Source organism: Aeromonas sp. 75A, from assembly GCF_051919425.1.
Classification (GTDB): Bacteria; Pseudomonadota; Gammaproteobacteria; order Enterobacterales; family Aeromonadaceae; genus Aeromonas; species Aeromonas veronii.
The window spans coordinates 4,235,107-4,249,554 of the sequence record NZ_JBQBES010000002.1; the positions used below are offsets into that span (position 1 = coordinate 4,235,107).

Here is a 14,448-nt window from a genome sequence, read left to right on the forward strand (position 1 = left end):
AAAGAGAATACAGAAACAAGAAAGGCGCCGATGGCGCCTTTTTTATGCCTGCTGCTGGCGATGCCAGCGCACATGCACTTGATCTTCGGTCAACAGACGGGGCAGCAGGAAGGTGGCGAAGATCACCTCAAACTCATCCTGATGATCCAGCAAACCGACCCACACTTCGACCCAGCGCTCCATATCGACCGGCTCACCCAGCTCGGTCGACCAGTCGGCATTGGGCAAGGTTGCCTCCACGGCGCCACGCTGCTCAAACTCCAGGGTGATGTCGACTATTTGTTCGGGGGCCAGCATATCGGCGGCCTGCTCAAGAAACTGATCATAGGCCCATTCGACCAGCTGATCCGGGGTACGCTGTTCCATGAAATCACTCCAGATACATCGAGGTTCGCTACTGTAACAATTATTGGCTGTGGCGGCCAGACCAGTGCGCCGGGCGTGGCTGGCCTGTCCAAGTTGCCGTTGGGGGAGTATGGTTAAGGCGCGGATCATCTGGCAGGGAGTAAGGGGATGAAGCAGCGGGGACGGCGGCAACAGATCAAGCGACGGCGCGAGGCCTGGTGGTGGCACTATCTGCCACTCCACCGCGAGACGGTGGGCGGCCATCTGGGCCCACCGGAGAAACCCGATGAGCCCTGAGGATCAGTCGGCCTGATGCACCCGATTGAGGGTGATCTGACCCAGTTGACCCATTTGACGGCGGATCCAGACCGAGCGCTTCTGCACATAGGGTGAAGGGGGCTTGACCCGATAACGCCACGGATTGGGCAGGGCGGCGGCCAGCAGGGATGACTCGTAGCGGGTCAAGCGGCTGGCCGGTTTGCCAAAGTAGGTGCGGGCGGCGGCTTCGGCGCCATAGATGCCGGGGCCGAACTCCACGATATTGAGATAGACCTCGAGAATGCGGGCCTTGTCCCAACCCAGCTCCATCAGCAGGGTAAACCAGGCCTCCAGCCCCTTGCGCAGGAAGCTGCGATCACTCCACATAAAGAGGTTCTTGGCGGTCTGCTGGCTGAGAGTGCTGGCGCCGCGCACCCGTTCGCTGTGCTGGTTGTGCTTGAGCGCCGCGTTGATGGCATCCATGTCAAAGCCGTTGTGCTCGGCAAAGCGCTGATCCTCGGCGGCGATCACCGCCAGTTGCAGCTCTTTGGAGATGGACTCCAGATCTACCCATTGATGGCGTACCTGGGTGATTTTGGCGGGCGGAAAGAGGGCCCGCTCGATACGCCAGCTCCACATCGGCGGATCGATAAAACGCAGCAAGGCGACCGAGCCGACCGAGCAGAGCAGCCCGGCCAGCGCGATCTTGCCTGCCCACCTCAACACCCGGCGCCCAATGGATGCAGATGGGCGCACGGGGGCCACGGCGTCAGGGCCAGACTCCCACTGATAGTGGCTGGGATCATCGGGATCCGGAATTATTGGGGCAGCCATTCGATGTGGCAGAACTTCTCGTCAACACGGCGGGAGAGCAGCATGCGGGCAAACAGGTGCTCATACTCTTGTTCTTCATTGCCAAGGCCTACCCAGATCTCGGCATAGTCGGTATCGCTCACGGCAAAACCCACGTCCGCCTCCCAGTCATCGGCCGGGTCGGTTTCGGCCAGCAGGCCGCGGTCGTTGAACTCCTGATTGAAGCGGGCGATCTCCTGCTCCGGCAGGTTGTCGGAGGCCAGCTCCATAAAGAGTTCGAGGGCGGTATCGAGCAGTTCCTCGACGCTGTGCATTTCGTCATTCATAGACATAAGCGGTCTGTTCCAGAAAAGAGAAAAAGGTGCCAGCGCAGATCACTGCCTGCGGGGCGGCGCTATTCTAGCGGTCGGCAGACCCCTTGGCGAGATGATGCGAGCCGCTGTGACCTGTTTTTGTGCCAATAAAAAACCGGATCCAGTGACAGGATCCGGTCTTCATTGGGGGAAGGGGTCACGCATAGGGCGTCAGCTCATCCCTTCTTGTCATCGGCGAAGGTGATGTTGAGCTCCAGTACCGACAGCTCATCACTCTTCTGATCCAGTTGGACGGTTATCTTCTCCGGATCAATGTTGACGTATTTGCGGATCACATCGAGGATGTCCTGCTTGAGCTGGGGCAGGTAATCCGGCCCCCCTCTGGATGAACGCTCGTGAGCAACAATGATCTGCAACCGCTCTTTGGCCAGTTGTGCGGTGTTCTGTTTCTTGTTGGAACGAAAATAATCCAATAATGACATGTTTAACTCCCGAACAGTCGGCTAAAGAAGCCCTTCTTCTCTTCTTCCAGAAAACGAAATTCCTTGGCATCGCCCAGCAGGCGGGACACCGCATCTTCGTAGGCCTGACCGGCATCGGACTCCTTGTCCAGAATGACCGGTTCGCCGGAGTTGGAGGCGCGCAGCACCGCCTGGGACTCCGGGATCACCCCGAGCAGCGGGATGGCCAGGATCTCCTGTACATCCTGCACGCTCAGCATGTCGCCGCGGTTGACGCGGGTCGGGCAGTAGCGGGTCAGCAGCAGGTGCTCCTTGATGGGGTCTTCACCACGCTCGGCGCGGCGGGACTTGGAGGCCAGGATGCCAAGGATGCGGTCGGAGTCACGCACGGAAGAGACTTCCGGGTTGGTGGTGACGATCGCCTCGTCGGCAAAATAGAGCGCCATCAGTGCGCCCGCCTCGATCCCCGCCGGGGAGTCGCAGACGATGTAATCGAACTTCATCTCTGCCAGCTGATCCAGGATCTTCTCGCCCCCTCACGGGTGAGGGCATCTTTGTCCCGGGTCTGGGAGGCGGGCAGGATAAACAGATTTTCCGAGCGTTTGTCCTTGATCAGCGCCTGATTGAGGTTTGCTTCCCCATTGATGACGTTGACGAAGTCATACACCACGCGCCGCTCGCAGCCCATGATGAGATCCAGATTTCTCAGACCGATGTCAAAGTCAATGACCACTGTCTTGTGACCACGCTGGGCTAAGCCGGTGCTCAGGGCCGCACTGGTTGTGGTCTTGCCAACGCCACCTTTACCCGATGTAACGACTATGATTCGCGCCATTCTCGCTTCCTTGTAACTCTATTTGATACGGTCTATTCGGAGTTGTTCGTTGTCCAGCCGGACGTGTACCGGTTGCTGGATCAGGCCTGCCGGCAATGCATCGCTCAGCTGGAATGTGCCCGCGATGGAGAGCAGCTCGGCCTGTAATTGCTGGCAATAGATCCGGGCCTGGGTGTTTCCCCGGGCACCGGCAATGGCTCTGCCACGCAGGGTGCCATAAATATGAATGCTGTCGTCGGCGAGCACTTCAGCTCCCGGACTGACGGACCCCAGCACCACCAGAGAGGTGCCGGCGGCATAAATCTGCTGGCCGGAACGAACCGGTCCCACATGTACCTTGCTCGGGATCAAGGGGGTGGGTTCGGGCTCGGGAACCACCTCAGGGGCGGCTGGCACTGGGGCAGGCTCGGGTTCCGGTTCGCTCTTGCGACTCTTGCCCGAGGCCATCACGGCCAGTCCCACCGCCTTGGCGGCTGTCTTCATCTCTTCACTGCGCGCCCCCGTGATGCCGACCAGCACAAACTCTTCGGACTCCACCAGCTCCTTGAGCTGTTCGAAATCGGGAATATGTTCCAGTCGGGAAACATTGATCACCAGCGGCGCACAATTAAAAAAGTAGGGGGCCTGGGCCACTTTTTCGGCCAACAACTGACGTATCCGCTCAGGCTCGCCATCGCTGATATGCAACACAGAAATAGTGAAGGTGGTCCCTTTCAATTCGTTATCGCGCTCAACCATGAATCTTCCCCGAGGCAGAGATGCTAATCCGTTATTGTTATTCAATTCCTGATGTTATAGTTTGCCCCCATCAGAGGCAATAAACTCGTCGGATTATATCAATTTCCATGTTGTGTGCAGTCTATAAAAGTCGCAAAAAAGCCGAGACCTACCTTTTTGTTGAAAAAAGAGAGGATTTCTCCCGCGTTCCCGAGCCACTGCTGAGCGCATTCGGGCGTCCCGAGCTGGTGCTGATGACCAAGCTGGATCCGGCCAAGCCCTTGGGACTGGCTGATGTCGGCAAGGTGATGGCCGCGCTGACCAACCAGGGGTTCTACCTGCAGGTGCCGCCGCCTCCCGAGAATTTGCTGGAGCAGCACAAGGCCAGCCTGAAAAAACCATCCTGAATATCCAGCCCCGCTGTGCGTTCTGCCCAGCGGGGCTAATTCTTTGTGACTCTGCATGACGCATTCCGGCCCCGGAGAGGTGGCCTGCGATAATCCCGTGACAGGATCTGGCCAAATTAAACCCTCCCTTTGGTGATATTCACTTTTCGCTGTTTAAATAGAAAGTCAATCTGCTCCCAACACCATATCGTCAACCTTTGCAGGCGCTCACAAAAATAGCGAGCGGCGCGTTCTCATATCCTCGATTTCAACGGCTATTGGCCCATTCATCGATTATTTTCAGCCCCTTCCTTAGGCGCTTTTTTTGTCTCCACTGCGCGATGAGTTATCCATCAAATGGGGCGCAAAGAGGGCGATGATAACGGTGCTAAAACCAGTTTGCGCGATGCGCTGTGACCACAGTGATGAGCTAACCCCCTGTTTGTGTACTTGATTGTTTGCTCTGATCACGAAAGTGCCACATAGGTGGCACTTTCGTGGCGGCGTGATAATCCGCAGGGTGAGCGGTAACCGCGTCTTGCCCAACAAGGGTATGACCAAAGGTGAGGATATTGAGCCGAGGGGCCATCTCGATATCGATTAGTTGTGGAATCGTGACCGGGGCAAGATAGCAGGTACAGGTTTCATGTAGGGGCGTAATGTCCCTCTCAATGCATTGAGAAGAGTTAATCAAGGTATGTAATTAGAGAGGTATGCAGACAAGGCAATCCGCATTGCGGTGGCGTAGCAGGGTATATCAGCGACGCCCTACAGTGAAATGGTCGGTATGCCGGTATAAGTGTCCAGTATCCCATTCGGGCAATAAAAAAGGCGGGATATCCCGCCTTTGTTCAGATGAGGGTCGTAACCCTTATTTATTCGCAGGCAACCTGCATCACCTTGATGGCCAGACCGCCACGGGAGGTTTCACGGTACTTGGAGTCCATGTCCTTGCCGGTGATGTACATGGTCTCGATCACCTTGTCCAGGGAGACGCGCGGCTTGGAGGTACGACGCAGGGCCATACGGGAGGCGTTGACTGCCTTCATGGCTGCGATGGCGTTACGCTCGATGCAAGGCACCTGTACCTGACCGGCAACCGGATCACAGGTCAGACCCAGGTTGTGCTCCATGCCGATCTCGGCGGCTTCACAGACATGCTCCGGGCTACCGCCCATCAGCTCGGTCAGACCGGCAGCGGCCATGGAGCAGGAGACACCCACTTCACCCTGACAGCCCACTTCGGCGCCGGAGATGGAGGCGTTCATCTTATAGAGGATGCCGACGGCACCGGCAGCCAGATAGAAACGGGTGTACTCGTCACGGCCAACCGGCTGGATGAACTTGTCGTAGTAAGCCAGTACGGCCGGGATGATACCGGCAGCGCCGTTGGTCGGGGCAGTGACCACTCGGCCACCGGCAGCATTCTCTTCACTCACGGCCAGAGCGAACATGTTGACCCAGTCAACGATGTTCATCGGGTCGCTCGAGAGGTTCTCGTTGGTGTTGAGCTGACGGTAGAGCGGTGCGGCACGACGGGGTACGCGCAGCGGACCGGAGAGAACACCTTCGGTACGGCAGCCGCGCTCGATACCTTCACGCATGGTGTTCCAGATCTTGCCGAACTTCTTGTAGATCTCTTCCGGAGTGTTGAAGCACTTCTCGTTTTCCATCATCAGGGCAGAGATGGAGAGACCGGTCTGGCTGCAGTGGGCAACCAGCTCAGCGGCGCTCTTGAACGGATAGCGTACGGACATGTCGCCGCTGTCAGCCTTGCCGAAGTTCTCTTCGTCAACGATGAAGCCACCACCGATGGAGTAGTAGGTCTTGCTGTAAACCACTTCATCTTCGATCAGGGCAGTCAGCTTCATGCCGTTTTCGTGCAGCGGCAGGGCTTCGTCGTGGAATACCATGGCGTCACGCGGGAAGCTGACGGTATGGCAGTGCAGGCCGATCGGCAGGCGCTCGGTCTGTTCAACACGGGAGATAAACTCGGGGATGGCATCGATATCGACATTTTCCGGCAGGTTGCCAGCCAGGCCCATGATGATGGCGGTGTCGGTATGGTGGCCTTTGCCAGTCCAGGAGAGGGAGCCGTAAACATCGACATTGATCCGGGTTACATCGCGGATCTTGCCGCCCGCGCGCAGCTCGTCAACAAACTGTTTGGCCGCTTTCATCGGGCCAACAGTGTGGGAAGAAGAGGGGCCTACACCGATTTTGAAGATATCAAAAACGCTGATCATGTCACTATTACCTCAGGGTAGAAGGGGGCGGCATGCCCACTCACAGAAATTTGGGAGATCCATGGAGCGCGCTTGTCAGCGCAGGTCACAGAACCAGATAACCGTAGTGTAACGGCTCTCGACCTAAAAAAAGTTGAAATAGATCTATTTTTGTTGAATCTGAGGCGCGAGTATAAAATTTATTTTTGTGCTTATCCATTTTGTTAAGCGTTTGCCCATAAAAATACCCGGCGATGCCGGGCATTTAGGAACCAAATGGAGTCATTTGCCGTTTTTTAACATTCGGTAATGTTAACGGCGAGGCCGCCACGGGCCGTCTCCTTGTATTTGGTCTTCATGTCGTTGCCGGTCTCCCACATGGTCTTGATCACCTTGTCGAGCGACACCTTGTGCTCGCCGGTGCCGCGCAGGGCGAGGCGGGCGGCATTGATCGCCTTGACCGCCCCCATGGCGTTGCGCTCGATGCAGGGCACCTGCACCAGTCCGCCTATGGGATCGCAGGTGAGGCCGAGATTGTGCTCCATGCCTATTTCGGCGGCGTTCTCCACCATGGCCGGGCTGCCACCCAGCAGTTCGGTCAGCGCGCCAGCAGCCATGGAGCAGGCGACTCCCACTTCCCCCTGACAGCCCACTTCGGCCCCGGAGAGGGAGGCGTTCTTCTTATATAAGATGCCGATGGCAGCCGCGGTGAGGAAGTAGCGGATCAGCGTCTCGTCATCCACCTTGTGCACGAAGCGATCGTAGTAGTGCAGCACGGCGGGGATGATGCCCGCAGCGCCATTGGTGGGGGCGGTGACCACCCGGCCACCGGCGGCGTTCTCCTCGTTGACCGCCAGCGCAAAGAGATCGACCCACTCCATCACCATCAGCGGATCCTTGTTGAAGTTGGTCTCGCAGCTTAGCTGGCGGAATAGCCCCGGGGCGCGGCGCCGAACCTTGAGGCCGCCCGGCAGCACCCCTTCGCTTTTGCAGCCTCGCTCGACGCAGCCCTGCATCGCCTGCCAGATCTTGCGCAGCCCCGCTTTTATCTGCTCATCGCTGCGAAATACCCGCTCATTGGCGAGGATAAGCCCCGAGATGGAGAGGCCGCTCTCCTGACAGTGGGCCAGCAGTTGGGCGCCGCTGTCGAACGGGTAGGGGACAGGATGTTCGGCATCAGACTTGGCTGCCTCTTCTTTGGCGGTAGCAAAGTGGCTCTCTTCAATGATGAAGCCGCCCCCTATGGAGTAGTAGGTCTGGCTGAAGCGCAGGTTTTCCTCTTTATTAAAGGCCCGCAGAGTCATGCCGTTGGTGTGGGCCGGCAGGGTTTTGCGGCGGTTGAAGATGATGGCACCGGTGCGGGGAAAATGGCTTGGTTGTTCGCCTGCCAGCTGCAGGTTCTGCTCCTTTTCCACTCGAGCCAGAATGGCGGGAATCGCATCGATATCGACCGACTCCGGTTCAAAGCCCGATAACCCCAGAATGATTGCCTTGCCGGTACCGTGCCCTTTGCCGGTCTGGCCCAGTGAGCCGTAACACTCCACTTCGACCCGCGTGACTTGTGGCAGATGCCCTTGCAGCTTGAGCTGCTGGACGAAGGCATAGGAGGCACGCATGGGGCCGACAGTATGGGAAGAGGAGGGGCCAATTCCGATGGAAAACAGGTCAAACACGCTGATCATGACATCAATCCGGTGATGGTTTATGTCTGTTTATTCTAGGATTTTTGACGTGGATGGAAAGCGGGGATGTGCGGTGCTGTGACATGGACACAGATAATGGGGCTGGGGATTGCCCAAGAAGGTTGAAGGGGCTGATCCCCTTCAACCGGCCTGATCAGTCGAGAAATTCGCACAGATAAGCTGTGGGGGTTTTCACTTCCAGTTTGAAGGAGGAGTGACCGGCCACCAGGAAGGATTCACCCTGGCTGTAGGTGTGCCACTCATCTTCATCAGCCAGCTGGATGCTGAGGGCGCCCTTGATCACAGTCATCCGTTCGGGGGCGGCGGTGTTGAACAGGTAGTCACCGGCGTTCATCACCCCGACGGTTGATTTCTCCCCTTTTTGTTCGAAACCGATGGATTTTACATTTCCGTCGAAATACTCGTTAACTTTCAGCATCTTTACATCCCTGTGTGTACGTTTGTGCAGCCAAACTAGCACAATCTTTTGCCAGTTGTCATGGGGGATGAGGTAAAAATCGCCGAGACCGCTTTGAATCTTCACTTTTTCGCAAACTTATTAATAGCCAAGGTTAATGATTTGCTGATTTAAAACAGCAATTAAATGTGAGATAACACGCGCAAACAGGGGAATGGGCAGCCGCTCATTCCCCTGTTTGGTTAATTGCACTGGGAAAAGTGTGAATTTTGCTACATAAAGGAACATATTGTGTTAACTAAAGGACTCATTAAAAACATCGGCTTCCAGGTTGTGGTCGCCATGGTACTGGGCGCAGTGGTCGGCGCGTTCATGGGTGAACAAGCCACCGTGTTTGCTCCGCTCGGTACCCTGTTTATCCAACTGATCAAGATGCTGGTGATCCCGCTGGTGGCGGTTGCCATCCTCTCCGGCGCCGCCAATCTGGGTGCCAGCCCGGCTGCGGGCAAAATCGGTGCGGCTACGCTGGCCTTCTTCCTCGTGACCTCAGCGTTGGCCGTGTTGCTGGCGCTGGTGATGGGGCAGATCTTCAAACCGGGTGTCGGGGTCGATTTCGCTTCCGTTGCCTCCATGTTTGGCGGTGACTATGCCGATAAAGGGGCGTTGCCGGATGCAGTCGCCACCTTGCTTGGCATGATCCCCACCAACGTCTTCAACTCCCTCAACGAAGCGAACATCCTGCAGATCCTGGTGTTCTGCATGTTCCTCGGCATTGCGCTGGCCAAACAGCCGCGCGAGCGGGCCAAACCGCTGGTCGATGGGCTCAATACCCTGGTGGATGCCTTCGTCTGGATGATCAACAAGGTGATGATCATCGCGCCGCTCGGGGTGTTCGGTCTGATGGCTGAGGCCATCGGTACCTATGGCTTCGATGTGCTGACGCTGGTACTCAAGCTGTTCGTGGTCTATGTGGCTGCCATCCTCATCTTCGGCTTTGTGGTCTACCCGCTGCTGGTGATGATGTTCTCCAACACGCCGATAATGAAGTACCTCTCTGCCATGAAGAAGCCGCAGATCGTGGCCTTCTCCACCGCCTCTTCCATGGCGACTCTGCCGGTCAATATGGAGACCTGCGAGCATGATCTGAAAGTGACCAACGCGACAGCCTCCTTCGTGTTGCCGCTGGGGGCAACCATCAACATGAGTGGCAATGCCATCTATTACGGTTTGGTCGCCATCTTCTTCGCGCAGGTTTACAACATCGATCTGAGCGTTGGTGCCTGGGCCGCCATCATTGTGACCTCCACTCTGGGGGCGATCGGTCAGGCCGGTGTGCCGGGCCCAAGCTTCCTGGTGGTTGCCGTGCTGCTGGCGGCCGGGATCCCCATCGAAGGGTTGCCGCTGCTGTTCGCGCTGGATCGTCTGTTCGACATGATCCGCACCTCCCTCAATATTACCGGCGATGCGGCCTGTGCTGTCATTGTTGACCGCTTCAGCCCGGAATATGACCCAGAGCGCTGGAACAAGGCATAATTGCTTTGAACTGGGCTGAGATATAACAGCCCTAAGCTGATACTGCGTAACGCGAGCCCCTGCCATGATGGCGGGGGCTTTTTTATATCTGCCGGACAAGTATCAGAGCAAAGGTGTGCACAAGAGATTGCTGACGGATGTAGCTGTGTTGAATGGAGAGTACAGGAGGGGAAAACATCAGTTGTGGGCATGGGCCGTATGGCGTCAACCGGCCTGTTGTAGATGCCGGGGTAGGGGATTGTCAAACGGCGGGTAACAAAAAGGGGAGCCTTGCTCCCCTCGGATATGATCTGCTGCTGGTTCTACTCCATCAGGCCATATGGTTAAACCATCCTGGTTACACCCTTGTGGCGAAAGAAACAGCGTCAACGTGATGAAATCATATCTATGTTGACCATCTCGGCATTATTGCTGAAAAGCGCCAGTTGGTGGCGATTAAACAGACATGGCAAAGAGGGTCGGTCCGGATTGATGCCTCTCTATCCGGCTCAGAACTGTGACAGTGAGGGCAGAGAGACAGCAACCAGGGTGAAAAACACCGTGAAAACGGCAGTAACGACAAACTCTTTCATTTTTCTCTCCCTAAGTTGTTGGTTGAGGTAGTCAAGATACCATAACAAGGGGGTAAAACAAGGTGTAAGTTGATAAAATAGCTGCTTTATGTGTGTGGCTGGTTGAGATGGCTATTTTTGTCATATTGAGCTGATTTTATCACCTGCTATGGCAGGTTAGGCATTCAAGATTCTGTTTTTATGATTATTTCATTTAAATTCAATTGGTTAGTTGTTTGGTGGTTGGCTTGGTAATGGGTTTTGTATGGGGCTTAAATGGCATTTCATAAGTTTTCTTCCTCGTAATAGTGTCATTAAGGTCATAAAAAGTGTGTAAGGCAATGATTTGACGACTCCTGACGTAGATAGTCCATCCAATAGAAGTCTATGGAGAGAGTCTGGTTGCCAACCCTTGTCGCACCATCACTTTATCAGTCCGGAGTCTCCGCATTTTTACAGCAATACACTGGGGGCATAGGGAGGAGAGCCGTGCATCGAGGGGATACAGAGTGGCAGCTGGCTGTTTTATCACCGCCAATTTCCCCGTTGGCCTCGGAAGAGACATGGCCGCAGCAAGAGTGAGGTGGGCAATAGGCCAGAGGCGTATTCTCTGGCTGTGCTGTGCTGTGCTGTGCTGTGCTGTGCTGTGCTGTGCTGTGCTGTGCTGTGCTGTGCTGTGCTGTGCTGGGCTGGGCTGGGCGCGAGCAGCGATCTGCGTGGGCGATGCACCTGCGTGAGTCATGTGATTGCAATACGAGGGCAGCACCGAAGCATGGTTGGGGAAGATATCTGAATACCTTCAACAAGATTGAGATATAAAAAGCGTCGTATGACGAGGAGGCTGAACAAGCTGGTTTCAGGGGCGACAGAGCGCAGGTCAACGCAATCCGGTGCGCAGTGATAAAACATCCACGACGATACCGGAACTCTGTTCGTAAGCTGATGCCGGTTGGTGTGAGGAGGGGAAGGTTAGTAATCTGTCCGATGGCGCAAGGGTTGGAATCAGGCAACCTTATGGTGAGGGCCACATAGCGTGCCGATGCACCCGTTTTTGTAAGATATTAAAAAACCCTCCGATGGAGGGTTTTTGTCATCAACAGCTGGTTAAAAGCCGCGTAGCTTAGAACAGGGTGGTGGAGAGGTTGTAAAGCTCCTGATCGAACGGACGCTTCATGTTCTCGATGCAGTCGATGATGTCGTGGTGTACCAGCTCGTTGCGCTGAATGCCGACGCAGCGACCACCGTGACCAGCCAGCAGCTGCTCGACGGCATAAGCACCCATACGGCTGGACATGATGCGGTCACGAGCAGTCGGGGCACCGCCACGCTGGATGTGGCCCAGGATGGTGGCGCGGGTTTCACGACCGGTCAGGGCTTCGATGTCCTTGGCCAGCGCGTTCACGTCAGTCACATGTTCACAGATGGTGATGATGGCGTGCTTCTTGCCCTTGGCTTCGCCTTCCTTGATCTGCTTGAGCAGCTTCTCTTTGTCAAAAGCCACTTCCGGTACGATCACATATTCGGCACCACCGGCAACGGCGGCGGACATGGCCAGATCGCCACAGTGGCGACCCATGATCTCGACCACGGAGATACGGTGGTGGGAGCTGCAGGTGTCGCGCAGACGGTCGATGGCGTCAACCACCACGTTCAGAGCGGTATCAAAACCGATGGTGAAGTCGGTACCGGCGATATCGTTGTCGATGGTGCCCGGCAGGCCGATGCAGGGGAAACCCTCTTCGGTCAGCTTCTTGGCACCCATGTAGGAGCCGTCACCACCGATGACGACCAGCGCATCGATACCGTGCTTTTTCAGGTTTTCGATTGCTTCGGCGCGCACTGCGGGGTCTTTGAAGGCAGGGAAACGGGCGGAGCCGAGGAAAGTACCACCACGGTTCACCACGTCGGAGACGCTGTGACGCTCCAGCTTGACGATACGATCCTGGTGCAGACCGAGGTAGCCATCATAAATACCGTAAACTTCCAGGCCATGATGCAAACCGGCGCGAACCACAGCGCGGATGGCTGCGTTCATACCCGGTGCGTCGCCACCACTGGTCAAAACACCAATACGTTTGATTTGTTTGGTCATGAGTGCCTCTGGATCTGAGTTGTCAAATACGAATGTTTAAATAGACAAGCCACTTTTACTATATCGGCTTTCATATGGGATGCGGGGGCCACCATAGGAAAAGCGATACATAGAGAGGGGACGAGCCCCTCTCTTTGCCGTAATCAGCGATTACTTGGCAGCGCCAGCGATGATCTGGGAGAAGTCGTCCACTTTCAGGGACGCACCACCGACCAGGCCACCGTCGATGTCCGGCTGACCGAACAGGTCGGCTGCAGTGGCGCCAGTGACGGAACCGCCGTACAGGATCTGTACTTTGGCAGCAACGGCGGCATCAAAACCGGCCAGGTACTGACGGATGTGAGCGTGAACGGACTGAGCGATTTCCGGAGTGGCAGTCTTGCCGGTACCGATGGCCCATACCGGCTCGTAAGCGATAACGGCGTTGTTGAAGGAGGCGATACCGCAACGGTCGATAACGGCTTTCAGCTGGGTCTCAACCACGTTCTTGGTCACGCCGGCTTCGAACTGCTCCAGAGTTTCACCGATGCACAGAACCGGCACCAGGCCGCCTTTCTGGATCGCTTCATACTTGGCAGCAACCACGTCGTCACTCTCTGCATGCAGGGTACGACGCTCGCTGTGGCCGACCAGAGAGTAGGTGCAACCGAAGGCTTTCAGCATGGACGGAGCGTTTTCACCGGTGAAGGCGCCAGACTCGTGTACGTCGGCGTTCTGGGCACCGTAGGCGATTTTGGTGCCAGCGGTCAGCTGCTCAACCAGACCCAAAAAGATAACCGGCGGGCAGACGGCGACTTGCACAGAAGGATGAGCGGCAGCAGCCGGTGTCAGTCCTTTGATCAGAGCTTCTACAGAAGCCTTGGTGCCGTTCAGTTTCCAGTTACCCATTACCAGGTGCTGTCTCATCTTCTTAATCTCCTAGGCATTTGATTGCGCAACATTATATGAATTGAACCGAGCCCAAGATAGCTGACCCGGCGGCAAATGACGTAATTTTTTTTCGCTTTCCTGATCCAAATCAGGAATGAAACGCTTGATTGCTCATTCGTTAACCTGCCCCCGCAAGCGAGCCCACCATACCCCAATCCATTCGTGGATGGCAGCTTCGGAATACATCAGATAGCGCCCTTTGGGTAAATAACTGTAGAGCGGTTGGGCCACCTGGCTCTGCTTGGCGGTGTAATCGGTGGGGGCCGGCACGGCGTTGAGCCCCTGACCCTGATAGAGGGCCATGGCGCGCGGCAGGTGGGTGGCAGAACTGACCAGCGCCACCTCTTTTCCTTTCAGATGTCGGCTGATACTGACCGCCTCATCATGAGTGTCTTTGTTGTTTTCAAACAACGTCATCCGCGAACGGGGTATGCCGAGGCTCTCGGCCATCCGGGCATTGACCTCGGCATTGGAGAGGGTATCCCCCGATACATAGCCGGAGAACACCAGCTCGGCGTCGGGATAGGCCTGGGCAAGGCGAACCCCCTCCAGAGTCCGTGCCAGCGAGATATTGTTCTGCCAACTGCGCATCGGCACCGCCGGGTCGCTGACATGGCCATTGCCGAGCACCACGATGGCATCGATGTTGGGATGCTGGTTCACCTCGAACGGCGGGAAGGTTTGCTCCAGCCCGCGGGCCAGTTCGTAGCTCACCGGCCGCATTCCCAGCAGGGCGACCAGCAGCAGCGACAGAGTCGCCAGCAGCTTGCCAGTTTTCTGAAAACGGGTGAACCAGAGCAGCAGCAGGGCGACCAGCAGCAGGGAGAGGGAGAAGGGGAGCGGCATCAGCAGCTGACCAAGCCACTTTTTGAGCACAAACACGGCAGA

At 56.3% G+C, this 14,448-nt stretch carries 14 protein-coding genes and 1 pseudogene; 3 read left to right on the forward strand and 12 right to left on the reverse strand.

Annotated features, from left to right (window positions below; translation table 11 throughout):
• Positions 1-42: 42 nt before the first annotated feature.
• Complete coding sequence (locus ACTG2T_RS19670; RefSeq protein ID WP_005336851.1) at positions 43-366, reverse strand: HI1450 family dsDNA-mimic protein; 324 nt, start codon at positions 364-366, stop codon at positions 43-45.
• A gap of 147 nt (positions 367-513) precedes the next feature.
• On the opposite strand from ACTG2T_RS19670, the gene ACTG2T_RS19675 reads away from it, so the two are divergent.
• A complete protein-coding gene (locus ACTG2T_RS19675) occupies positions 514-642 on the forward strand; it encodes a hypothetical protein (RefSeq protein ID WP_019445852.1) in 129 nt (42 codons plus the stop codon).
• A 3-nt stretch (positions 643-645) separates the two neighbouring features.
• Here the strand turns inward: ACTG2T_RS19675 and mtgA are convergent, their stop codons facing one another.
• From mtgA to minC, 5 genes and pseudogenes are all read right to left on the reverse strand, one after another.
• Entirely contained in the window at positions 646-1,437 is a 792-nt protein-coding gene (gene mtgA / locus ACTG2T_RS19680) for a monofunctional biosynthetic peptidoglycan transglycosylase (protein WP_439973812.1), read from the reverse strand.
• Positions 1,422-1,748: an HI1450 family dsDNA-mimic protein gene (locus ACTG2T_RS19685; RefSeq protein ID WP_005352317.1), complete on the reverse strand. Its 327-nt coding sequence runs from the start codon at positions 1,746-1,748 to the stop codon at positions 1,422-1,424. Before ACTG2T_RS19685 ends, mtgA begins: the two co-directional genes overlap by 16 nt.
• Positions 1,749-1,945: 197 nt before the next feature.
• The gene (gene minE, locus ACTG2T_RS19690) at positions 1,946-2,212 is read right to left on the reverse strand and encodes a cell division topological specificity factor MinE (RefSeq protein ID WP_005336848.1); all 267 of its coding nucleotides are present in this window, start codon (positions 2,210-2,212) and stop codon (positions 1,946-1,948) included.
• Positions 2,213-2,214: 2 nt separating this feature from the next.
• Positions 2,215-3,026, reverse strand: a pseudogene (gene minD / locus ACTG2T_RS19695) (septum site-determining protein MinD).
• Positions 3,027-3,044: 18 nt separating this feature from the next.
• Positions 3,045-3,764 (reverse strand): septum site-determining protein MinC, encoded by a 720-nt coding sequence (minC, locus tag ACTG2T_RS19700; protein WP_330124168.1) that lies wholly within the window; start codon positions 3,762-3,764, stop codon positions 3,045-3,047.
• Between the two features lie 107 nt (positions 3,765-3,871).
• Here minC and ACTG2T_RS19705 point away from each other — a divergent pair, with 107 nt between their 5' ends.
• The gene (locus ACTG2T_RS19705; RefSeq protein WP_005360946.1) at positions 3,872-4,150 is read left to right on the forward strand and encodes a YcgL domain-containing protein; all 279 of its coding nucleotides are present in this window, start codon (positions 3,872-3,874) and stop codon (positions 4,148-4,150) included.
• Positions 4,151-5,004: 854 nt separating this feature from the next.
• On the opposite strand, the gene ACTG2T_RS19710 is transcribed toward ACTG2T_RS19705, so the two are convergent.
• The 3 genes from ACTG2T_RS19710 to ACTG2T_RS19720 all read right to left on the reverse strand — a co-directional run bounded on the left by ACTG2T_RS19710 (position 5,005) and on the right by ACTG2T_RS19720 (position 8,475).
• Positions 5,005-6,375, reverse strand: a complete 1,371-nt coding sequence (locus ACTG2T_RS19710) for an L-serine ammonia-lyase (protein ID WP_005336844.1) — start codon at positions 6,373-6,375, stop codon at positions 5,005-5,007.
• Positions 6,376-6,650: 275 nt separating this feature from the next.
• Entirely contained in the window at positions 6,651-8,036 is a 1,386-nt protein-coding gene (locus ACTG2T_RS19715) for an L-serine ammonia-lyase (protein ID WP_201992129.1), read from the reverse strand.
• Between the two features lie 154 nt (positions 8,037-8,190).
• The gene (locus tag ACTG2T_RS19720) at positions 8,191-8,475 is read right to left on the reverse strand and encodes a pyrimidine/purine nucleoside phosphorylase (protein WP_201992130.1); all 285 of its coding nucleotides are present in this window, start codon (positions 8,473-8,475) and stop codon (positions 8,191-8,193) included.
• A gap of 270 nt (positions 8,476-8,745) precedes the next feature.
• Between ACTG2T_RS19720 and ACTG2T_RS19725 the strand changes: the two genes are divergently transcribed.
• Positions 8,746-9,987, forward strand: coding sequence for a dicarboxylate/amino acid:cation symporter (locus ACTG2T_RS19725; protein ID WP_201992131.1), 1,242 nt, complete (start codon positions 8,746-8,748; stop codon positions 9,985-9,987).
• A gap of 1,671 nt (positions 9,988-11,658) precedes the next feature.
• Here ACTG2T_RS19725 and pfkA read toward each other — a convergent pair.
• The 3 genes from pfkA to elyC all read right to left on the reverse strand — a co-directional run bounded on the left by pfkA (position 11,659) and on the right by elyC (position 14,442).
• Positions 11,659-12,630 (reverse strand): 6-phosphofructokinase, encoded by a 972-nt coding sequence (gene pfkA / locus ACTG2T_RS19730; protein ID WP_005336840.1) that lies wholly within the window; start codon positions 12,628-12,630, stop codon positions 11,659-11,661.
• Positions 12,631-12,780: 150 nt separating this feature from the next.
• Positions 12,781-13,536, reverse strand: a complete 756-nt coding sequence (tpiA, locus tag ACTG2T_RS19735; RefSeq protein WP_041207655.1) for a triose-phosphate isomerase — start codon at positions 13,534-13,536, stop codon at positions 12,781-12,783.
• 135 nt (positions 13,537-13,671) lie between these two features.
• A complete protein-coding gene (gene elyC, locus ACTG2T_RS19740) occupies positions 13,672-14,442 on the reverse strand; it encodes an envelope biogenesis factor ElyC (protein ID WP_330124169.1) in 771 nt (256 codons plus the stop codon).
• Between the last annotated feature and the right edge of the window lie 6 nt (positions 14,443-14,448).